This window comes from Telluria mixta (genome assembly GCF_029223865.1).
In the GTDB taxonomy this organism is placed as follows: domain Bacteria; phylum Pseudomonadota; class Gammaproteobacteria; order Burkholderiales; family Burkholderiaceae_D; genus Telluria; species Telluria mixta.
Genome location: NZ_CP119520.1, coordinates 5828700 through 5849656, shown reverse-complemented (window position 1 = coordinate 5849656; position 20957 = coordinate 5828700). Strand labels below are relative to the sequence as shown.

Genomic DNA, 20957 nt, shown 5'->3' with positions numbered 1-20957 from the left:
TATACAGTGTCAGTAGTATTCAAAACACAACGAGACACGCCATGACCGACCGCCCTCGCGACCCAGCCGCGGAGCCCTTTTTCGACGTCCTGATCGTCGGCGCCGGCCTGTCCGGGATCGGCGCCGCCTGGCACCTGCAGCGGGGCTGCCCCGGCAAGACCTGGGCGATCCTGGAAGCGCGCGCCGCACTGGGCGGCACGTGGGATCTGTTCCGCTATCCCGGCGTGCGTTCGGATTCCGACATGTATACCCTCGGTTACGCGTTTCAACCCTGGACCGAAGGCAAGGCGATTGCGGATGGCCCGTCGATCCGGCGCTACATCGCGCAAACGGCGCGCGCGAACGGCATCGACCGTCACATCCGCTACGGCCACAAGGTCGTCGGCGCGCACTGGTCGAGCGAGGACGCATGCTGGCGCGTGGAAGCGGAGCACGACGGCGTGCGCACGCGGCTGCGCGCCCGTTTCCTCTACATGTGCAGCGGCTACTACAGCTATGACGAGGCGTACCGGCCCCGCTTCGACGGCGAAGAGGACTTCGGCGGCCGGATCGTGCAGCCGCAGTTCTGGCCCGCCGACCTGGATTACCGGGGCCGGCGCGTCGTGGTCGTCGGCAGCGGCGCCACGGCCGTCACGCTCGTGCCGGCGATGGCGCAGGATGCCGCACACGTCACGATGCTGCAGCGCTCCCCGACCTACATCGTGAGCCGCCCTTCCGAATACGGCTTCGCGCAGCGCCTGCGCCGCTGGCTTCCCGCGCGCGCCGCGTACGCGCTGACGCGCTGGCGCGTGATCGTCGAGAGCATGCTGCTGTACCGCGTCGCGCGGACCAGGCCGGAGCTCGCGAAACGGAAAATCGTCGAGATGGCGCGCCACCAGCTGGGCCCGGGCTACGACGTCGACACCCATTTCACGCCCGACTACAAGCCGTGGGACCAGCGCGTCTGCGTCGTGCCGGACGGCGACCTGTTCCGCGCGATCCGCACGGGCCGCGCGAGCGTCGCCACCGACCGCATCCAGCGCTTCACGCCGGAAGGCCTGCTGCTCGCATCCGGCCGCATCCTGCCCGCCGACGTCGTCGTGCTCGCGACGGGCCTCAAGGTCAAGCTGCTGGGCGGCATCGCCATCACCGTCGACGGCCGGCCGTTCCAGCCGAACGCCGCGATGTCGTACAAGGGCATGATGCTGTCCGGCCTGCCGAACTGCGTGATGACGTTCGGGTACACGAACGCGTCGTGGACGCTGAAGGCGGACCTGACCGCCTCCTGGGTCGTGCGGTTGCTGCGCCACATGGACCGCAAGGGCCAGCAGGTCGCCGTCGTGCACCGCGAACCGGGCGTGCAACCGGAACCGTTCCTCAGTTTTACCTCGGGTTACGTGCAGCGCGCCAGCGCCGACCTGCCGCAGCAGGGCTCGCGCAAGCCGTGGCAGGTCTACCAGAACTATCTGCAGGACATGCTGACGATCCGCTACGGCCGCATCGCCGATGGCGTGCTGCGTTTCGGCCGCAAAGGAGCCATGCCATGAACCTCGACGACCGCGTCGCCGTCATCACCGGCGCCGGCAGCGGCATCGGCCGCGCCACCGCCTTCGCCATGGCCCGCCGCGGCGCGCGCCTCGCCCTGGCGGACATCGATGCCGATGCCGTGGCCGCGGTAGCACGCGAAATCGGCCCGGCCGCCACGCACCACGTGCTCGACGTGGCCGACCGCGCCGCCGTGGCCGCGTTCCCCGCCATCGTGCACGCCGCGCACGGCCGCGTGGATCTCCTGATGAACAACGCGGGCGTCGCGCTGGGCGGCACCTTCGAACAGGTGGGCGCGGAAGATTTCGACTGGCTCATGGAAATCAACTTCGGCGGCGTCGTGCGCATGACGCGGGCGTTCCTGCCGCTGCTGCACGCAAGCGACGACGCGCGCATCGTCAACGTGTCGAGCATCTACGGCATCATCGCCCCGCCGGGCCAGGCCGCCTACTCGGCCAGCAAATTCGCCGTGCGCGGCTTTTCCAGCGTGCTGCGCCACGAGCTGGAAGGCAGCACGGTGGGCGTGTCCGTCGTACACCCGGGTGGCGTGGCGACGCAGATCGCACAGAACGCCCGCGTGCCGGCCGGCGCGCCGGCGGACGAGGTGGAACGCGGACGCCGCACGATGGAAAAGCTGCTGCGCATGGCGCCCGAACAGGCGGGCGAGATCATCGTGCGCGGCATCGAACGGCGCCGGGCCCGTATCCTCGTCGGCAGCGATGCCAAGGCGGCCGCGCTGCTGGAACGTTTGTCTCCCGTCGGCTACTGGAATCTTCTCAAGAAAGCGATCAAACGATGACACTCGTGCTGATACTCCTCGGCGTCCTCGCCCTCCTCGTCCTCGTCGCCTTCCTGTTCACCCTGTGGACCGTGCGCAAGGTCGAATCCGTACTGCCGCCGCGGGGCCGCTTCGTCGACGTGCCCGGCGCCCGGCTGCACATCCGCGAGTTCGACGGCGGCGATCCGGCCTTGCCGGCGCTGCTGCTCGTGCACGGCCTCGCGGCCCAGCTCGACCATTACACGTATGGCGTGACGGACCGGCTGGCCGGCCGTTACCGCGTAATCGCCGTCGACCGCGCCGGCTCCGGGTATTCCACGCGCGCGTCCGGCACGGCGGCGGACCTGGACACGCAGGCCGCCATGCTCGCCGCGCTGATCGAGCACCTTCAGCTGGAGCGCCCGCTCGTCGTGGGCCATTCGTTGGGCGGCGCATTGTCCCTCGCGCTCGCGCTGCGCCATCCGCACCGTGTGGGCGGTCTCGCGCTCATCGCGCCGCTGACGCACATGCAGGAACACGTGCCGCCCGTGTTCGAGGGGCTGACGATCCTGTCGCCGACCTGGCGCAAGATCGTCGCGTGGACGCTCGCGATCCCCGTGTCGATCAAGAACAGCCGCGCCACGCTCGACGTCGTATTCGGGCCGGAAGCCGTGCCGGAGGATTTCGCGACGCGCGGCGGCGGCCTGCTCGGCCTGCGCCCCAGTGCCTTCCTGTCCGCGTCCGACGACCTGCGTTCGCTGCCCGACTGCCTGCCGGCGCAGGCGTCCCGCTACGGTGAACTGCAGCTTCCGGTCAGCATCCTGTACGGCAAGGACGACCGCATCCTCGACTGGCGCGCCCACGGCCAGGCGCTGGCCGACAAGGTGCGCGGTGCGACACTCCAGCTGATCGAGGGCGGCCACATGCTGCCCATTACGAATCCGGATGTGACGGCCGCCTTCATCGATACGGCCGCGCGTCAGGCGATGCTGCTCGCCAGTGCCGCCACCAGCGCGGCCAGGTCGTAGGGTTTGCGCAGCACGACGGCGTCCGGCCAGTTGTTGACTTCCCCCTTGCCCGTCGCGAACACGATGCGGATGCCCGGTGCCAGGGTGCGCGCCTGCGCGGCCAGCAGGTCGCCGGACATGCCGGGCAGCAGCACGTCCGTGATGAGCACGTCCGACGCGGGCGAGATGATGTCGAGCGCCTGTTCCGCGTCCACGGCTTCCAGCACCTCGTGGCCCAGGTGGCGCAGCAGCGCGGCCGTGGCGTCGCGGATCTCGTCCTCGTCTTCCACGAGCACGATGCGCAGGCGGTCCGGATCGGGCCCGGGCCCGGCCGCCGGGACGATGGGCGGCGCGCTGTCCACGTGCACGCGATTCCTCTGGTTCGCGAGCACCTGGCGGATGCGCCGTGCGAGGCTTTCGCGCGTGTATGGCTTGCCGAGCAGCTCCACGCCGGGGTCGAGACGGCCGCCGTGCACGATGGCGTTTTCCGTGTAGCCCGACGTGAACAGCACGGCGAGGTTTGGCAGCCGTTCGCGTGCCATGCGGGCGAGGTCCGGGCTGCGCAGGGTGCCGGGCATGACGACGTCCGTGAACAGCACGTCGATCGGCACGCCCGACTCTACCACCGCGAGCGCGCTGGCCGCGTCGGCCGCCTTCAGCACGCGGTAGCCGAGCTGCGTCAGCATCTCCACGACCGTCGTGCGCACGGCTTCGTCGTCTTCCGCGACCAGGATCGTCTCCGTGCCGCCGATGGCCGGCTGGTGCGCATCCATCGGCCCCAGCGGTTCCTCGGCCGCCGTCGTGCGCGGCAGGTACAGTTTCACCGTCGTGCCCTGCCCCGGCTCGCTGTAGATCTTGACGTGGCCGCCGGACTGCTTGACGAAGCCATACACCATCGACAGGCCGAGGCCCGATCCCTTGCCCTCCGCCTTGGTCGAGAAGAACGGCTCGAATGCCTGGCGCAGCACGTCCGGCGTCATGCCGCTGCCCGTGTCCGTCACGGCCAGCATCACGTACTGGCCCGGCGCCACGTCGCCGTGCGTCCGGCAATACAGGTCGTCGAGGATCGCGTTGTGCGCCTCGATCGTCAGCTTGCCGGCACCGGACATGGCGTCGCGTGCGTTGATGGCGAGGTTGAGGATCGCATTCTCGACCTGCGCCACGTCGACCGCCGTGTTCCACAGGCCGCCCGAGATCGCAAGCTCCACCTCGATCTCTTCGCCCAGCGCGCGGCGCAGCATGTCTTCCATGCCCGTCACGACGCGGCCGATTTTTACAACCTTCGGCTCCAGCGGCTGGCGGCGGCCGAACGCGAGCAAATAGCTGGCCAGCTTCGCGCCTTTTTCGACCGCGGACCGCGCATTGCCGATCCATCGTTGCACTTCCGCGCCGCCGGTATTCATCTCGAGCAGTTGCAGATTGCCCGAGATGATCTGTAGCAGATTGTTGAAATCGTGCGCCACGCCGCCCGTCAGCTTGCCGATCGTCTCCATCTTCTGCGACTGCTGCAGCGCCAGTTCCGTGCGGCGGATCTGCTCGGCCTGTTCGCGGTCGGTCGTGATGTCGCGTCCGATCGCGTGGATGAAATCGGCGTCCGGCGCCGCGGTCCACGACAGCAGGCAATAGCTGCCGTCCTTGCGCCGGTAGCGGTTCTCGAATTTATAGACGTAGTGGCCCTCGCCCAGCGACGCCATCTGGTTGACCGTCGCGGCCTGGTCGTCCGGGTGCACGAGCTGCAGGAAATTCTTGCCGACGATATCGTGCTCGGACCAGCCCAGCAGCGATCCGAACGACGGACTCACGGCTTCGACGATGCCGTCGAACGACGCGACGAGCATGATGTCGCGCGACAGTCGCCACATCCGGTCGCGTTCCGCCGTGCGCCGCGCGACCGTCGATTCCAGGTCCGCGTTCAGCGCCGCGAGGCGGTGCGAGATGACTTTCTGGTCCTCGATGTCGATGGTGGTGCCGATCCAGCGGACCACGTTGCCGTCCGCAGCGCGCAGCGCGACGGCGCGCGACAGATGCCAGCGGTACGTGCCGTCCGCGCCGCGCAGGCGGAACTCCGCGTCGTAGGGCGCACCCGACGCCACCGCGACAGCCCAGCGCATCTGCGCGGCCGGCAGGTCGTCCGGATGCACGGTGGCCGTCCACTCGATGCCCGCGAGGGTGTCGTGATCGAGGCCGCTGTAGGCGTACACGCGGGTGTTGAACCAGTCGAGCTTGCCTTCCCGCGTCGCGGTCCATACCTGGTTCGGCATCGCCTCGGCGAACGTGCGGAATTTTTCCTCGCTCTCGCGCAGCGCGCGCTCGGCGTCGACGCGCACCGTGACGTCGCTGCCCTGCACGAAGATGCCGAACACGGTGCCGTCCTCGCGCTTGACGGGCTGGTAGACGAAATCGACGTAGTGCAGGACGCGGTTCCCGTCGCTGCCGGCCAGCCACAGCGGGCTCGCGGTCGCGGTGTACGTCGTGCCGGTGAGGTAGACCTGGTCCAGGATCGTGATCACGCCCTGCGGTACCGTCTCCGGCAGCGCCTCGCGCAGCGGTTTGCCGAGCAGGTCGCGCTGGCCGGCGAGCGCCCGGTAGGCGGCGTTCGCGGACTGGATCACGTGGTCGGCCCCCGCCAGCTGGGCCATGAATCCGGGCGCCTGCTCGAACATGGCCCGCAGGCGGTCGTGTTCCCCGCTCAGCCAGCGCTCGGCGCGCACCTTGGCGGTCGTCTCGACGACGATGGCGATCACGCCCACGACGGCGCCGCCGGCATCGACGATCGGCGAGTAATCGAGGTTCATCCACACGGGCTCGGGCTTGCCGCTGCGGTGCAGGGTCAGTTCCTGGTCGCGGTACGACAGCGTGCCGCCGGCCAGGCCGACCTTCATCACGTTGTCGTTGAAATCGGCCACCTCCGGCCAGCCCTCTCTCACCCTGGAGCCGAGCAGGCGCGGATGGCGGCCGCCCGCGAAGCCGGAGTAGGCGTCGTTGTAGATCATGACGCCGTCCTCGCCCCACAGGGTAACGATGGGTACCGGCGAGCGCAGGATCAGTTCGACGGTCGTACGGACGACGTCGGGCCACTGGACGATGGGGCCGAGGCTCGTGCCGGCCCAGTCGTAGTCGTCGATGATTCCGCCCAGCAGGCCGCCGCCCGCACCGAAGGTCCTGACCGGAGCCGCCTGAGTCAACATCTTGTCGATCCGCCCGCAATGTTAAGAAACCAGCAATTCTAATCGTGTTCGGCGTCCTGGGTACACACGATTAGCAACCTGCGTTCCGGTTGTCCGTATCGGCCCCCGTCCGCTGCACCGCGTGCTAACGTCCGGGCCAGATACGGCGGGCACGCGCGCGGCGATCCCGCGCCGGCATGCTGCATGGCAGCACGAAAAATCCCGGAGAAAGCAGCCGTGCGCTGTCTTTCCGGAATTAATATGTTGCTGCCGCACACACACCTTACCAAGGGGGACAGCGTTTATGAGCCAGAGTACACCTCTGTCGCTGCACGTCCCGGAGCCTACCGGCCGCCCGGGTTGCAAGACCGATTTTTCTTACCTCGACATCCACCAGGCCGGCGACACGCCCCGGCCGCCGGTCGACGTCCGCTACCAGGACACCGCCGCACTCGCCGCCGGCATGATCCGCGTGCTGGACGACGACGGCAATGCCGTCGGCCCGTGGGACCCGGGCCTCGAGCGCGACACGCTGCGCTTCGGCCTGCGCACGATGATGAAGACGCGCATCTTCGACGCGCGCATGGTCATCGCCCAGCGCCAGAAAAAGCTGTCTTTCTACATGACCTCGCTCGGCGAGGAAGCCATCGGCAGCGCCCACGCGCTCGCGCTGAAGGATGGCGACATGTGCTTCCCGACCTACCGCCAGCAAAGCCTCCTGATGGCACGCGAGTATCCGCTCGTGGACATGGTGTGCCAGCTGCTGTCGAACGAGGCGGACCCGCTGAAGGGCCGCCAGCTGCCCGTGATGTATTCCGTGAAGGACAAGGGGTTCTTCACGATCTCGGGCAACCTCGCCACGCAGATCCCGCAGGCCGTCGGTTGGGCGATGGCGTCCGCGATCAAGGGCGACACGAAGATCGCATCCGGCTGGATCGGCGACGGCGCCACGGCGGAAAGCGATTTCCACACGGGCCTCACGTTCGCGCACGTGTACCAGGCGCCCGTGATCCTGAACGTCGTCAACAACCAGTGGGCGATCTCCACGTTCCAGGCCATCGCCGGCGGCGAGAGCGTCAGCTTTGCCGCGCGCGGCGTCGGCGCGGGCATCGCGTCGCTGCGCGTGGACGGCAACGACTTCCTGGCCGTCTACGCCGCGTCGTGCTGGGCGGCGGAACGCGCACGTTCCAACCTCGGTCCCACCCTCATCGAGTGGGTGACGTACCGCGCCGGCCCCCACTCGACGTCGGACGACCCGTCGCGCTACCGCCCCGCCGACGAGTGGACCTATTTCCCGCTGGGCGACCCGATCGGCCGCCTGCGCCGCCACCTGATCAAGAAGGGATGGTGGACCGACGCCGAACACGAGGCCCTGCAGGCCGAACTGGAAGCCGAGGTGCTGGCCGCGCAGAAGGAAGCGGAACGCCACGGCACGCTGATTGACGGCCGCGTGCCGAGCGCCGCGTCGATGTTCGAGGACGTCTACAAGGACATGCCCGAACACCTGCGCCGCCAACGCCAGCAACTGGGGGTGTGACATGAAGCGCGACATCGACAACGACATCAAGACCACCCCGATGACGATGATCCAGGCCCTCCGTTCGGCCATGGATGTCATGCTCGGGCGCGACGACAATGTCGTCATCTACGGCCAGGACGTGGGATATTTCGGCGGCGTGTTCCGCGTGACGGACGGCCTGCAGGCGAAGTACGGCAAGAACCGCTGTTTCGACGCGCCGATCTCGGAAGGCGGCATTGTCGGCACCGCCGTCGGCATGGCGGCATACGGCCTGCGGCCCGTCGTCGAGATCCAGTTCGCCGACTATTTTTATCCGGCGACCGACCAGATCGTGTCGGAAGCGGCGCGCCTGCGCTACCGCTCCGCCAGCGATTTCACCGCGCCGCTGACGATCCGCATGCCTTGCGGCGGCGGCATCTACGGCGGCCAGACGCACAGCCAGAGCCCGGAAGCGTTCTTTACGCACGTGTGCGGCCTGCGCACGGTGATGCCGTCCAATCCATACGACGCGAAAGGCCTGCTCATCGCGTCCATCGAGAACGACGACCCGGTCATCTTCCTGGAGCCGAAGCGGCTCTACAACGGCCCGTTCGACGGTCACCACGACCGCCCCGTCGTCTCGTGGGCGAAGCACCCGAAGGGAGAAGTCCCGGAAGGCTATTACACGGTCCCGCTGGACAAGGCCGCCGTGTTCCGCGAAGGCGCCGACCTCACCGTGCTCACGTACGGCACGATGGTGTGGGTGTCCGAGGCGGCCGCGAACGAGACGGGCATCGATGCCGAGATCATCGACCTGCGCACGCTGTGGCCGCTGGACCTGGAGACGATCGTCGAATCCGTCAAGAAGACGGGCCGCTGCGTCGTCGTCCACGAAGCGACCCGCACGAGCGGCTTCGGCGCGGAACTCGCGGCCCTCGTGCAGGAACACTGCTTCTACCACCTCGAGGCGCCCATCGAGCGCGTGACGGGCTGGGACACGCCCTACCCGCATGCGCAGGAATGGGCGTATTTCCCGGGACCGGACCGCGTGGGCGCGGCATTCAAGCGAGCGATGGAGGCGTGATGGGACAGCATGTGATCAAGATGCCGGACCTGGGCGAAGGCATCGCGGAAGTGGAAGTCGTCGCGTGGCGCGTGCAGCCGGGCGACGCGATCGTCGAAGACCAGATCCTGGCCGACGTCATGACGGACAAGGCGACCGTGGAGATTCCGTCACCGGTGCACGGGACGGTGGTGTCCCTCGGCGGCAAGGTCGGGGAATCGCTGGCGGTCGGGGCGGAGCTGATCCGGCTGGAGGTAGAGGGTGCCGGGAATGCGAAGGCGGCGCCACCGCCGGCCGATGAACCGGCCGAGGTCCCGCACGGCTTCGTGCCGGAACCGCCGCGCGTGGCCGAAGCCGCGGCGAGCGTCGCGGAGGCGGCCCCGGTCGTCGCAGCGCCGCCGCGTCCCGCGCGTGCGCCCGCGCCCGCACCGCGCGCGGCGGGCGACAAACCGCTGGCCGCGCCGGCCGTGCGCAAGCGCGCGTGGGACCTGGGCATCGAGCTGCAATACGTGGCCGGCAGCGGCCCCGCCGGCCGCATCACGCACGCGGACCTGGATGCGCACGTGACCGGCCACCGGCAAGGCCGCGCGGCTGCGGCGGATGGGCGTTATGCGGAACTGGAAGGCGAGGAAGCTGTCCCCGTGATCGGCCTGCGCCGAAAGATCGCGGAAAAGATGCAGCTCGCGAAACGCCAGATCCCGCATTTCACGTACGTGGAAGAAGTCGACGTGACGGAGCTGGAAGCCCTGCGCAGCCAGCTGAACGCGCGCTACGGCGAGGAGCGGGGAAAGATCACCCTGCTGCCCCTGCTGATGCGTGCCATCGTCCTCGCGATCCGCAAGTTCCCCGACGTGAATGCCCGTTACGACGACCAGGCGAATATCGTCACGCGCTACCAGCCCGTCCACATGGGCATCGCGACGCAGACGGACGCGGGGCTCATGGTGCCCGTCGTGCGCCACGCGGAAGCGCGCGATCCGTGGGCCTGCGCGGCGGAAATCGCCCGGCTGGCGGACGCGGCGCGCCACGGCAAGGCGGCGCGCGACGAGCTGTCCGGGTCGACGATCACGATCACGAGCCTCGGCGCGCTGGGCGGCATCGTCAGCACGCCCGTCATCAACCATCCCGAAGTGGCGATCGTGGGCGTGAACCGCATCGTCGACCGGCCCGTGATCCGCAACGGCAGCATGGTGGCGCGCAAGCTGATGAACCTCTCGTCGTCGTTCGACCACCGCGTCATCGACGGCATGGTCGCGGCGGAATTCATCCAGGCGGTGCGCGCGTATCTCGAAGCGCCGGCCACCCTGTTCGTGGAGTGAACGCATGACAGTGAACACTGAAACCACCACCCTCCTCGTCATCGGCGGCGGCCCGGGCGGCTACGTCGCCGCGATCCGCGCAGGCCAGCTGGGCATCCCGACCGTACTCGTCGAAGGGGCGGACCTGGGCGGCACGTGCCTGAACATCGGCTGCATCCCATCGAAGGCCTTGATCCACGCAGCGGATGCCTTCCACCAGGCGGCCAGCTACGCGGGCGAGTCGCCGCTCGGCATCCGGACGGGCGCGCCGACCATCGACGTCACGCAGACGGTCGCGTGGAAGGACGGCATCGTCAAGCGGCTGACGGGCGGCGTCGGCGCGCTGTTGAAGAAGAACGGCGTGAAGGTCGTGCAGGGCTGGGCGCGCATCCTCGACGGCAAGACGGTCGAGGTGGGCGAGTCCAGGATCCGCTGCGAACACCTGCTGCTCGCGACCGGCTCCGTGCCCGTCGAATTGCCGTTCATGCCGTTCGGCGGCAACGTCGTCTCGTCGACGGAGGCGCTCGCGCCCGCGACGCTGCCCGGGCATCTGGTCGTCGTCGGCGCCGGCTACATCGGCCTGGAACTGGGCATCGCGTACCGCAAGCTGGGCGCGCGGGTGACGGTTATTGAAGCGGCCGGGCGGGTACTGCCTGCCTACGATGACGAACTGGTGAAACCTGTCGCGGCGAGCCTGAAACGGCTGGGAATCGAGCTGCACCTGGAATCCAGCGTGCTCGGGCTGGCCGAGGACGGCCGCAGCGACGGCTGGCGTGGCATCCGCATGAAGAACGGCGGCGGCGAGGAAGTCGTGCTGGAAGCGGACCGCGTGCTCGTCGCCGTCGGCCGCCGGCCGCGCACGGAGGGCTACGGGCTGGAGAGCCTGCTGCTCGACATGAACGGGCGCCACGTCCGCATCGACAACCAGTGCCGCACGTCGATGCGCAACGTGTGGGCCATCGGCGACCTGACGGGCGAGCCGATGCTGGCGCACCGCGCGATGGCCCAGGGCGAGATGGTGGCCGAGATTATCGCGGGCAAGCGCCGCCATTTCGCGCCGACCGCGATTCCCGCAGTCTGCTTCACGGATCCGGAAGTGGTGGTCGTCGGGATGACGCCGCAGGACGCTGCGACGCTCGGCATCGACTGCATCAGCGCCAGCTTCCCGTTCGCCGCGAACGGCCGCGCGATGACCCTGGAATCGACGGACGGCTTCGTACGCGTGGTCGCCCGCAAGGACAACCACGTGATCGTCGGGTGGCAGGCAGTCGGCGGTGCGGTGTCGGAACTGTCGACGGCGTTCGTGCAATCCATCGAAATGGGCGCGCAGCTGGAGGACGTCGCGGGCACGATTCACGCGCATCCGACGCTGGGCGAAGCGGTACAGGAAGCCGCGCTCAGGGCATTGGGGCACGCGCTGCACATCTGATAAAAACGCACGGGCGAACCGGCGTCGCCCCCGGCGCCGTTCGCCCGTACTGCGCACCAGACCGCTGGCACGCCCCCGATCCCGGACCAGCCGGGCCTTACCTTGACGCCTTGTCGTCCTCCTCGGACTGCCGGCTGCCCGCGTTACCTGTGCTCAGGCTGCCGATGCCGCCCAGACCGGTCTGCAATTCACCCGCTTCCTCACCGACGAAGCCTTCGCTGTCGCGGTCGGCGTCGTTGCTCAGCAAATCGTCCGCCCTGCCTTTTTGCAGGTTGCCGCCCGTGTCCGACTGTGCGTTAGTGCCAGTCCCTCCCACACCCAACGTGCCGGCGGAACTCGTGCCGTCCTTCGTCACCTGATCGTAGTTGCGCCCTTTGGCGTTGTTACCTTCGCTCTGCATGGACATACGATTCTCCATTCGTTCGCGTTGATGATCATCATAATCCTCCCGCATCCGCGGACTATAGGCATGTACGCGGCTGGCTTGTAGGACATGTCGGGCGAGAATGACGCACGGCATGTCTTGTATGCTATAAAACGGTGTTGCAATTGATGAACTACGAATGAACGAACCGAACATCCTGGTGATCTACGCCCATCCGGCGCCGCACCGCTCGCCCGTCCACCGCCAGCTCGCCGAGACGGCGCGCGCGCTTCCCGGCGTCGAACTGTGCGACCTGTACCAATGCTATCCCGACTTCGACATCGACGGCGAGCGGGAGCGCGAGCGGCTGCGAACCTCCCGCCTGCTCGTCTTCCTGCACCCGTTCCGCTGGTACGGCATGCCCTCCATCGTCAAGGAATGGATGGACGTCGTGCTGCAGCCCGGCTGGGCCTACAACGATTACGCGCATACGGGCGAATGCGCGCTGCGCGGGAAAAGCTTCTGGCTCGTGACGACGACGGGCAGCGGCCCCGATGCGTACCAGCCGGGCGGCCTGCACGGCCGGCCATTCGCGGACTTCCTCGCGCCGTACGAGGCGACAGCCGCCCTGTGCGGCATGGACTGGATCGCGCCGCTCGTGATGCACGGGACGGCGCAGGCGACGCCCGACGCGATCGACGCGTTCGCGGCGGAATTCCGCCACCGCCTCGAAGGGTACGCCGGCCCCGCCGACGTACTGGAGCGTCCGCATGGAACATAATCTGCTGCAGAACGCGGTGGTCTACCTCGGCGCCGCCGTGCTGGTCGTACCGTTCGCGAAACGCCTGGGCATGGGCGCCGTGCTGGGCTATCTTGTCGCCGGCATCCTGATCGGCCCGTTCGGCCTGCGCTTCGTTGCCGATGGCGAGGACGCGCTGCACTTCGCCGAATTCGGTGTCGTGCTGCTGCTGTTCCTGATCGGCCTGGAACTGGAGCCGAGCCGGCTGTGGGCGCTGCGCCGACCGATCTTCGGCTGGGGCGGTGCGCAGGTCGCCGGGGTCGCGGCGGGTCTGTTCGGCGCCGCGCTGCTGGCCGGGATCGACTGGAAGGTGGCCCTGATCGCGGGCCTGGGCCTGTCGCTGTCGTCGACGGCGATCGCCCTCGCGTCGCTGGAAGAACGCAACCTGATGCCGACACCGGCCGGCCAGGCCGGCTTCGCGATCCTGCTGTTCCAGGACATCGCGGCGATCCCGATGATCGCCATCGTGCCGCTGCTGGGCGTACCGGAATCCGCCGGTGGCGGGGCAATGCGTGGATCGCGGCGCTGAAGGTCGCGGGCGTGCTCGCGGGGCTCGTCGTCGCGGGCCGTTTCCTGCTCCGGCCCCTGCTGCGCATCATCGCCAAGACGGACGCGCGCGAGATCTTTACCGCGTTCGCCCTGCTGCTCGTCATCGCGATCTCGCTGCTGATGCAATGGGTCGGCATGTCGATGGCCCTCGGCGCCTTCATGGCCGGCGTGCTGCTCGCCGATTCGGAGTACCGCCACGCGCTCGAGACCGACCTGGAACCGTTCAAGGGCCTGCTGCTCGGTTTGTTCTTCATCGCCGTCGGCATGTCCGTCGACTTCGCCGTGTTCTTCGCGCAGCCGGGGCTCGTGCTGGGCCTCGTGGCGGGCTTCCTGGTCATCAAGGTCGCCGTGCTGTACGGCCTGTCGCGCGGGTTGAAGATCGCGCGCGGCCAGCACCTGCAGTTTTCCCTGCTGCTCGCGCAGGGCGGTGAATTCGCGTTCGTCGTGTTCGGCGCGGCCGCCACGGCGAAGGTGTTCTCGCCGGACGTGGTCAATATCCTCGTCGTCGTCGTCGCATTGTCGATGGTCGTGACGCCGCTCGCGCTGATGGCCTACGACCGCCTGTCGGCCGGCCGCGAAGGCCGCGGCGGCAAGCGCAAGGCCGACCGCATCGAGCCGAACGAGGGCCATGTGATCGTCGCGGGCTTCGGCCGCTTCGGGCAGATCGTGGGCCGCTTCCTGCACGCCAACAACGTACGGTTGACGGTGCTGGACCACGACCCGGACCAGATCGAGGTGCTACGCCACTTCGGCTTCAAGGTGTTCTATGGCGACGCGACCCGCCCCGACCTGCTGCGCGCGGCGGGCGCGCCGAAGGCCAGGGCCGTCGTCGTCGCCATCGACGACATCGAGGACAGCCTGAAACTCGTCGACGCCGTCCGGCGCGAGTACCCGGACCTGCCCGTGTTCGCGCGCGCCCGCAACGTCACGCACTACTACCAGTTGATGGACCGGGGCGTGGAACTGATCGAGCGCGAGACGTTCGAGGCGGCGCTGCGCCTGGGCCGCTCCGTGCTGACGGCGGGCCTGGGCCAGAGCGCGTACGCGACGCGCCAGGCCGCGCTGAAATTCAGGCGCTACAACAAGCAGACCCTCGACACGGTCTACCCGTATTACAAGGACCGCGAGACGTTCGTGTCGATGGCCAAGCAGGCGCGCGAGGAACTCGAAGAGATGATTTCGCGCGACCGCAAGGCGTTCGACGAGGAGACGGGCAGCGACTGGGATTGATCAGGGCGCCGGCTGGTCCGTCCACGTCGGCCCCGGCGTGGACGGCTTGCCGTCGACCCAGTCGATCCGGTCGATGCACATGCGCCGCGCCGTCTGCGCGAGGTCCCACGCGTGGTACACGATCCACGTGGATGTCCCGTCCGGCCCCGTGGTGAACGAATTGTGGCCCGGCCCAAGCAGGTCCCCGCCCTTCGGCGTGCGCATGAGCAGCGCCTCGTGCCCGCCTTCCGGGCGCGTGTACGGCCCCAGCGGATCGTCGGCGACGACCCAGCTGACGCCATAATTGTCGCGCTCCCACGCCCCGCCGCTGTAGAAACAGTAGAAGCGCCCGTCATGCTGCAGCACGGCCGCGCCCTCCACCGTGTGCCAGTCGTAGACGCCCCCGTACATCGTGCGGCCCTTGCGGAACACGTGCCAGTCCTCGTGCGGGCGGACGACGACATGCGGCTCCCCCGCCAGCGTCGTCATGTCGACGAGCCGGTCGACGACGATGCCCGTGCCGACGCGGTACTCGCCCTCCAGTTCCAGGAAATCGGTGCAGTAGAACAGGTACCACTGGCCGTCCCCTGCCCGGAACGGATGCGCATCGATGGCGAACGGTTGATCGGGCACGAGCAGCTTGCCGCTGTCGGCGAACGGGCCGGCCGGGTGATCGGCAACGGCCACGCGCAGTTTCTGGTCCGTGCCCTCCGGTGCCGACCCGGCCGAGTAGTACATGTAGAAGCGGCCCCCGTGGCTCGCCACTTCCGGCGCCCAGTAGTGCGACTCGCCGATCGGCAGCAGCGCGTGGCCCAGCGGCTCCCAGTCGACGAGGTCGGCCGAGCGCAGCACGGGCACCTGCCGCCCGTCCGCGCCGCCCGGCCCCGTGCCGTACGCGTAATACACGCCGTCGTGGCGCAGCACGAACGGGTCCGCGAACACGTCCGGGTACACCGGGTTGCGATACGTCTTCGCCATCGTCGGGCTCACAGCGAGAAGCGCAGCCCGAGGCCGTACGTGGTCGGGTTGTAGCGGATGTCGCGCGGACGGATCTCGGAGCCGAGATAGCTTTCGTACTTCTCGTGCGTCAGGTTGATCGCGTCGAATTGCAGCGACAGGTTCTTGTTCAGCGCATACGACACGCTCAGGTCGACGTACGTGCTGGCCTTGACGATGCGGTCCTGGAAGAAGCGCGGCTCGGCGATCTGCTCGACGTAGTTGCCGCGGTGCGTCGCGGTCAGGCGTCCCGTGATGCCGTTCCCTTCATACAGCAGCGCGAAGTTGTAGTTCTTCTTCGCGACGTTCGTCAGCGCCGTCGTGCGGTATTCCGTGCTCGTGGGCGAGACGAGCGTCTGGTTGTCGCCGTCGATCCACGTGTAGTTGAACTGGGCGCCGAAATTGCTCCACGGGCCGGGCAGGAAGTCGAAGAACTTCTGGATGCCGAATTCCGCGCCGCGCAGGGTGCCCTTGCCGGAATTTTGCGGACGCGTCACGCGATAGTTCTGCCCGCCGATGACTTCGCTCGACTCCATGTTCTGCAGGTAGCCGTCGATATCGCGGTGGAACAGCGCGACCTGCGCGTAGCCGTTTTTCGGGAAGTAGTATTCGAGCGTCGCGTCCGTGTTCACGGAGCGCGTCGGCCGCAAATTGGGGTTGCCGGCCGAGCCGGTGCCGGGCGCGTTGACGGTTGGCGGGATGAGCGACAGTGCCGGATTCAGCGACGCGAAATCCGGCCGGGTGATCGTCTTGCCGACGGAAAGGTGCGACTGCAGGTTCTCGCGCCAGCCGACGACGGCCGCGAAGCTGGGCAGGAAGTTGTTTTCCGTCGAGCTGACGGCGATCGGCGACACGACGTCGCCGATGCGGCTGTTGCCGTTCAGGTTGCGCGCCACGTGGACATAGCGTCCGCCCACCGTGCCGGACAGGTCGACGTCGCCCGCCTTCGTCTTCCAGCGCGCGGCGAGATACACGGTGTTCGTGCTCTCGCGCTGCTCGAACGTGCGGGTGGGGTCGTCCGCCACGCGGCCCGGCGACGCGCCATAGAAGGCACGCACGGTGTCGGCCTGGTCGATCAGGAAGTCGCGCGATGGCGTCAGCCACGGGCCGCCCAGCCGGTCGATGCCCGGCACCAGCGCTTCGAAACCGGGGCCGAATGCGTCGACCGGATTCGCGCGCACCGCCCCCGCGATGTCGCTGTGGCCTTCCGCGCCGTGGAAGCTGGCCAGGTGGTTCGACAGGCGCAGGCCGGCGTCGATACCGGAAAAGAAGCCGTCGCCGAGGCGGTACGACGCATCGCCGCGCCATTGCACCTGCTCGCCCTTCGAGATGCCCCAGTTCTGCACCATCCCGCGCAGCACGAATGCGCGCGGATCGCGCAGCGCGTTCGGGCTCGTGGGCGTGCTCACGCTGTTGTAGCCCCCGTGGCCGTCCGCGCCGTACGTGTAGACGTTGACGCTGGCGCCGGGGATCTGCTGGTCGACGATCACCGTGTCGTTCACGAACGTGGACTTGGTCCAGCCGAAGTTGGAACTCGCCTTCCACGGGCCCTCGCGGTAGTTCAGGCCCAGGTTCAGGAAGTGCGACGTCGTGTGCTCCTTCACGCCCCACGTCGACGTGGCCATGTACGGATCCCAGTCGTACGGTCCGCCGAACTGCGCGGCTTGCGCGTACGCGGACTGGATCGGGCACACGACGCCTTCCGGCGTGTTGCAGTACGCCCCCTGCGGGGCCAGCTGCACGTTGGTCAACCGTGGGGTCCACGTCGTGATGGCGAGGATGTAATCGACTTCGCTGCGCGCGCGGTAGCCCGTGCCGAGGTATTGCACGTTCGCTTCCAGCGTCGGGTTGACCTTCCACTGCAGGGCGCCGTGGATGCTGCCGCGGTCGCGGTCGCCCGCGTTGTAGATGCCGCCCACGTTCGGCAGCTCACCCAGGCGCGCGCCCGGCGTCAACGGCGCGAGCGGGCCGTCGCCCAGGCGCGTGCCCACGCCGTTGGAGTCTATGGAGTGCACGCGGTCGGGCCGGTCGACCCACTGCACGGGATAGCCCCAGTGCTCGCGGTTGAACGCCACGTCGACCAGCGCGCCGATCTCGCCGTAGCTCGTGTTCCAGCGGTTACTGGCCGAGAAGCCGGCGCCCGGGTTGTTCTTCGTCGACGTCGCGTCGGATCCGGTCACCTTCTGGCGGCGGTCTTCCACGTAACCCGTCACGTTGAGGCCCTTCAGGTCGAACGGCTGGCGCAGCCGGACGTCGATGCCGCCCGCGATGCCGCCTTCGAGCTGGTTCGGCGTCGCCGTCTTGTACACGTCCAGGCCGCCGATCGACTGCACCGGCAGGTCCTGGTACTGCAGCCGCCGGCCGTTCCCCGTGAAGTACTCCATGCCGTTCAACGTCGTCACGACGTCGGGCAGGCCGCGGATGATGACCTGGCTCGTCTCGCCGCGGTCGCGGCCGACCTGCACGCCGGCGATGCGCTGCAGGGCGTCGCCCGCGGCGCGGTCCGGGAATTTGCCGATGTCTTCCGCGTTGATGGAGTCGACGACCTGCACGGAGTCGCGCTTGATCGCCTCGGCGCTGCGGATACTGCTGCGCAGGCCGGTGACGGTGACTTGCTGGACTTGCGTGGGTTGTGGGTCGGTGGTTTGCGCGGCGGCAGTGTGGGCGAGCAGCGCAAGGATGGCCGCGGACACGGGCCGGAGCTGGAACGTAGTCATGCGTATCTCCCGTTTATTAGTAATAAGTTTTATCAGGAAGCTAACGCAAAAGTCGGCGGACCGACGCACGCTTGAACCGGTTTTTTGAGCGGTTTTACAGCCTTGGCGAGGCCACGGAATCGCGTGCCACCAGAGGGCATTCCATCTTGATGATGGCCTTGGAGGACTGGTTCGCGCGCACTTGCGCGATGAGGGAATCGGCCGCCCAGCGGCCCATTTCGTAGTTTGGTAACAACACTGTGGTCAGCGGCGGGTGAGTGTAGCGCGCGATATCCTGATCGTCATAACCGACCACGGACAGGTCGCGCGGCACCAGCAGGTTGCGTTCCCGGGCCGCGTCCAGCGCGCCGATCGCCATCAGGTCATTGGCACAGAACAATGCGGTCGGCCGTTGCGGCAGGTCGAGCAGGGACAACGCGTGGTCGTACCCGGCCGCCACCTGCCAGTCGCCGGCACGCACGAGGACGGGATCGAACGGGATGTCGGCCGTCGACAGCGCCTGGCGATACCCCTTCAGGCGCTCGGCCGCCGCCTCGATCCAGTGTTCGCCGTTGATGAAGCCGATGCGGCTGTGGCCGTTCTCGATCAGGTGCATGGTTGCCGTGTAGCCGCCCAGCAGCTCGCTCGGCACGACCGATGCGCGTCCCCTGTCGCGCGTGTGGCAATTCAGCAGGACGGTCGGCGTGGCGTCCAGCGCGGCCGGCACCGTCACGGCGCGGGTGAAGATGGTGGAGTAAATGACGCCCAGCAGCGCCGGATGGTCGAGCATGCGCGCGAACACCGCGGCCTCCAGTTCAGGATCCCCGCGCGTGGCGAACACGGCAACGAGGCAGTCGTGCTCCCAGGCGGCATCCTTGGCACCGTCGATGGTCTGCATCGCGTGCGGACTCGTCGTCAGCTCGTCGGTGAGATACACGATCAGGTTGCGGGTCTGGGCCGCAGCCAGGTGCGCATGCCGGTCGACGGGGTAGCCGAGCTCGCGCGCGATCCGCAGCACGGTCTCACGCGTCACCTTCGACACCTTCGCCCCGCTCATATGGTTGATCACCAGCGACACCGTCGACTGCGACACGCCGGCCAGCTTGGCGATGTCGGTCATCGTGGGGCGGCGGGGCCTGGTCATGGGCGGATGTGTTGGCAAATGGTCATCGGTTGCACAACATTATCACTAATTATCAACGGGTGCATGCCTGGAGCGTGCCTCGGGTTACGCAGCACGAATTCGTTCCCGTCCCTGCTATTCATATCGCGAATCGCCGATATCTAAAACGACAATTGGACTGATGTCTTCGGTTGCCGGAGAATCTGAATCGTCTCCTCTATCTCCTCCAAGGAAATAGATTCAGCCCGCCTCGTGCGGGCTTTTTTTTGCTGACGACAAACGAATACCGTGGATTCTCCTTTTTCGATGTCCCGGTGGAACCGGGCAACAAGCTTCCGAGCCATGAGCTTGCACGCACTTTGCGTCCAGCCGCGAGGAAACGCGACGCCCGCTCGGTAATCTGCGGTGGCGGGTTAACCTGTGGTGCATCTACATGAAGGGCTATAACCAGGAACGGAGTCCGGAAGGCAAGATTACGTTGTCCCGCACGGCGCGTTTCGACGACTTTGCCTGCCTTGGCGCGCCGGTGTCGGCAACTCGCGGCTTCTACAGCCGACAGAGCGATCAAACGTGTTGCCTCGGTAAAAGTTTGCTGACTGCTGTGACTGGCTGCTATCGACACGAAGCGGACGGTCATCCGGCCTGGATTCCATCCCAAGCACTGTCAAAAAGCCGGTGCGAAATTTCGTTGAGTGTCCCGTACTTGGGCTTGGCGGCCTCCAGCGCATCCCAAGGTCCATCCGGTAGCGCGCCAAACTCATCTGCTGGCTTGTCCTCGGTGTACTTCAGTGCGTGTCCCACAGACCGAATTTCGAGGTAGCGAGAGCAATATCCATCTTCAGCAATCGCAAAGAAGGCTATGTACTCATCCAATCCTTCCGTGTTTCCTGCGGAGCAGTAAAGGTAATACTTCAAGTTGTGGTGTCCTGATGAGCTGTTGTGTCCGCTTGGAAGGTCTGCTTCTGGCCGAACACGGCCGTTGGCTCAGCATAGCAGGTTGCCGAGCTGAAAAAGTCGCTTACTGTCACGACAGTCTGCTGGCGACCCAAAGCGGTCGTCGAATAGGGCCGTCAATCGTTCTTGTAAACATCGACAGCATCAACGTCAGAACGAAGGGCTGGATTGACGACGGTGCGGACAATTGCTTCGCCAATTTTTCCAAGAGGCCACGGGATGAACTTATACCCTTCATAGAGACGGCCTGAATTTCTCTCAGGCGCTAACAACCAAAGTTCGGCCAACGCCGTCTCGCCGGGTTCCGGCGGATTGCCTTTGAAAATATACATACCGTCGTTTAATTCACCCGGCAATCCGAAGTCGTTGGGGGTACGCCAACCTTGAGGCAGCGGTCGATTCAGTGCTTCGTCATCCGTGAAAAAACGCCGCAGCTCGACTTCCAAATCCGGTGGATGCGCTGGTCTCCGCATGTGTTTCTCCGAAAATTCTGGCTAACTAAGTTCAACGTCTGCTCTTGGCCG

15 protein-coding genes and 1 pseudogene are annotated in these 20957 nt (G+C 67.1%); 9 read left to right on the top strand and 7 right to left on the bottom strand.

The annotated features are described in order from the left end of the window. The first annotated feature begins 41 nt into the window (after nt 1–41). From P0M04_RS25740 to P0M04_RS25730, 3 genes are read left to right on the top strand one after another with little or no spacing between them, the layout of a single operon-like run. On the top strand, nt 42–1526 hold the full coding sequence (locus P0M04_RS25740; RefSeq protein WP_259451407.1) for a flavin-containing monooxygenase: 1485 nt from the start codon (nt 42–44) through the stop codon (nt 1524–1526). Continuing rightward, nucleotides 1523–2323 carry an SDR family NAD(P)-dependent oxidoreductase gene (locus tag P0M04_RS25735; RefSeq protein ID WP_259451408.1) on the top strand — a complete coding sequence of 267 codons (801 nt, stop codon included), beginning with the start codon at nt 1523–1525 and terminating at the stop codon, nt 2321–2323. The genes P0M04_RS25740 and P0M04_RS25735 overlap by 4 nt, the downstream gene beginning before the upstream one ends. Then, the gene (locus P0M04_RS25730; RefSeq protein WP_259451409.1) at nt 2320–3309 is read left to right on the top strand and encodes an alpha/beta fold hydrolase; all 990 of its coding nucleotides are present in this window, start codon (nt 2320–2322) and stop codon (nt 3307–3309) included. The genes P0M04_RS25735 and P0M04_RS25730 overlap by 4 nt, the downstream gene beginning before the upstream one ends. Here P0M04_RS25730 and P0M04_RS25725 read toward each other — a convergent pair. Next, nucleotides 3261–6476: a PAS domain S-box protein gene (locus tag P0M04_RS25725; protein WP_259451410.1), complete on the bottom strand. Its 3216-nt coding sequence runs from the start codon at nt 6474–6476 to the stop codon at nt 3261–3263. The genes P0M04_RS25730 and P0M04_RS25725 overlap by 49 nt on opposite strands. 283 nt (nt 6477–6759) lie before the next feature. Between P0M04_RS25725 and P0M04_RS25720 the strand changes: the two genes are divergently transcribed. From P0M04_RS25720 to lpdA, 4 genes are read left to right on the top strand one after another with little or no spacing between them, the layout of a single operon-like run. Then, complete coding sequence (locus P0M04_RS25720; RefSeq protein ID WP_259451411.1) at nt 6760–7992, top strand: 3-methyl-2-oxobutanoate dehydrogenase (2-methylpropanoyl-transferring) subunit alpha; 1233 nt, start codon at nt 6760–6762, stop codon at nt 7990–7992. Nucleotide 7993: 1 nt separating this feature from the next. After that, on the top strand, nt 7994–9037 hold the full coding sequence (locus tag P0M04_RS25715) for an alpha-ketoacid dehydrogenase subunit beta (RefSeq protein ID WP_259451412.1): 1044 nt from the start codon (nt 7994–7996) through the stop codon (nt 9035–9037). Continuing rightward, nucleotides 9037–10335 (top strand): dihydrolipoamide acetyltransferase family protein, encoded by a 1299-nt coding sequence (locus tag P0M04_RS25710; protein ID WP_259451413.1) that lies wholly within the window; start codon nt 9037–9039, stop codon nt 10333–10335. The genes P0M04_RS25715 and P0M04_RS25710 overlap by 1 nt, the downstream gene beginning before the upstream one ends. A 4-nt stretch (nt 10336–10339) precedes the next feature. After that, nucleotides 10340–11743, top strand: a complete 1404-nt coding sequence (lpdA, locus tag P0M04_RS25705; protein WP_259451414.1) for a dihydrolipoyl dehydrogenase — start codon at nt 10340–10342, stop codon at nt 11741–11743. A 97-nt stretch (nt 11744–11840) separates the two neighbouring features. On the opposite strand, the gene P0M04_RS25700 is transcribed toward lpdA, so the two are convergent. Beyond that, nucleotides 11841–12149, bottom strand: a complete 309-nt coding sequence (locus P0M04_RS25700) for a hypothetical protein (protein ID WP_259451415.1) — start codon at nt 12147–12149, stop codon at nt 11841–11843. Between the two features lie 157 nt (nt 12150–12306). Here P0M04_RS25700 and kefF point away from each other — a divergent pair, with 157 nt between their 5' ends. Continuing rightward, nucleotides 12307–12888 (top strand): glutathione-regulated potassium-efflux system oxidoreductase KefF, encoded by a 582-nt coding sequence (gene kefF, locus P0M04_RS25695; RefSeq protein WP_259451416.1) that lies wholly within the window; start codon nt 12307–12309, stop codon nt 12886–12888. Next, a pseudogene (gene kefC, locus P0M04_RS25690) lies at nt 12878–14685 on the top strand (glutathione-regulated potassium-efflux system protein KefC). Before kefF ends, kefC begins: the two are co-directional and overlap by 11 nt. On the opposite strand, the gene P0M04_RS25685 reads toward kefC, so the two are convergent. The 5 genes from P0M04_RS25685 to P0M04_RS25665 form a co-directional block, all read right to left on the bottom strand. After that, nucleotides 14686–15642 (bottom strand): glycoside hydrolase family 43 protein, encoded by a 957-nt coding sequence (locus P0M04_RS25685; protein ID WP_259451418.1) that lies wholly within the window; start codon nt 15640–15642, stop codon nt 14686–14688. It abuts the pseudogene before it with no gap. A gap of 8 nt (nt 15643–15650) precedes the next feature. Next, the gene (locus P0M04_RS25680; RefSeq protein ID WP_259451419.1) at nt 15651–18377 is read right to left on the bottom strand and encodes a TonB-dependent receptor; all 2727 of its coding nucleotides are present in this window, start codon (nt 18375–18377) and stop codon (nt 15651–15653) included. Nucleotides 18378–18471: 94 nt separating this feature from the next. Continuing rightward, complete coding sequence (locus P0M04_RS25675; RefSeq protein WP_259451420.1) at nt 18472–19500, bottom strand: LacI family DNA-binding transcriptional regulator; 1029 nt, start codon at nt 19498–19500, stop codon at nt 18472–18474. Nucleotides 19501–20112: 612 nt separating this feature from the next. Then, nucleotides 20113–20394, bottom strand: coding sequence for a hypothetical protein (locus P0M04_RS25670; protein WP_259451421.1), 282 nt, complete (start codon nt 20392–20394; stop codon nt 20113–20115). 155 nt (nt 20395–20549) lie between these two features. After that, a complete protein-coding gene (locus P0M04_RS25665) occupies nt 20550–20906 on the bottom strand; it encodes a hypothetical protein (protein WP_259451422.1) in 357 nt (118 codons plus the stop codon). Nucleotides 20907–20957 lie beyond the last annotated feature (51 nt).

Coding starts and splice junctions, on each gene's coding strand:
- P0M04_RS25740 (WP_259451407.1), top strand. CDS start 42: ATGACCGACCGCCCTCGCGACCCAGCCGCGGAGCCCTTTTTCGACGTC.
- P0M04_RS25735 (WP_259451408.1), top strand. CDS start 1,523: ATGAACCTCGACGACCGCGTCGCCGTCATCACCGGCGCCGGCAGCGGC.
- P0M04_RS25730 (WP_259451409.1), top strand. CDS start 2,320: ATGACACTCGTGCTGATACTCCTCGGCGTCCTCGCCCTCCTCGTCCTC.
- P0M04_RS25725 (WP_259451410.1), bottom strand. CDS start 6,476: ATGTTGACTCAGGCGGCTCCGGTCAGGACCTTCGGTGCGGGCGGCGGC.
- P0M04_RS25720 (WP_259451411.1), top strand. CDS start 6,760: ATGAGCCAGAGTACACCTCTGTCGCTGCACGTCCCGGAGCCTACCGGC.
- P0M04_RS25715 (WP_259451412.1), top strand. CDS start 7,994: ATGAAGCGCGACATCGACAACGACATCAAGACCACCCCGATGACGATG.
- P0M04_RS25710 (WP_259451413.1), top strand. CDS start 9,037: ATGGGACAGCATGTGATCAAGATGCCGGACCTGGGCGAAGGCATCGCG.
- lpdA (WP_259451414.1), top strand. CDS start 10,340: ATGACAGTGAACACTGAAACCACCACCCTCCTCGTCATCGGCGGCGGC.
- P0M04_RS25700 (WP_259451415.1), bottom strand. CDS start 12,149: ATGTCCATGCAGAGCGAAGGTAACAACGCCAAAGGGCGCAACTACGAT.
- kefF (WP_259451416.1), top strand. CDS start 12,307: ATGAACGAACCGAACATCCTGGTGATCTACGCCCATCCGGCGCCGCAC.
- P0M04_RS25685 (WP_259451418.1), bottom strand. CDS start 15,642: ATGGCGAAGACGTATCGCAACCCGGTGTACCCGGACGTGTTCGCGGAC.
- P0M04_RS25680 (WP_259451419.1), bottom strand. CDS start 18,377: ATGACTACGTTCCAGCTCCGGCCCGTGTCCGCGGCCATCCTTGCGCTG.
- P0M04_RS25675 (WP_259451420.1), bottom strand. CDS start 19,500: ATGACCAGGCCCCGCCGCCCCACGATGACCGACATCGCCAAGCTGGCC.
- P0M04_RS25665 (WP_259451422.1), bottom strand. CDS start 20,906: ATGCGGAGACCAGCGCATCCACCGGATTTGGAAGTCGAGCTGCGGCGT.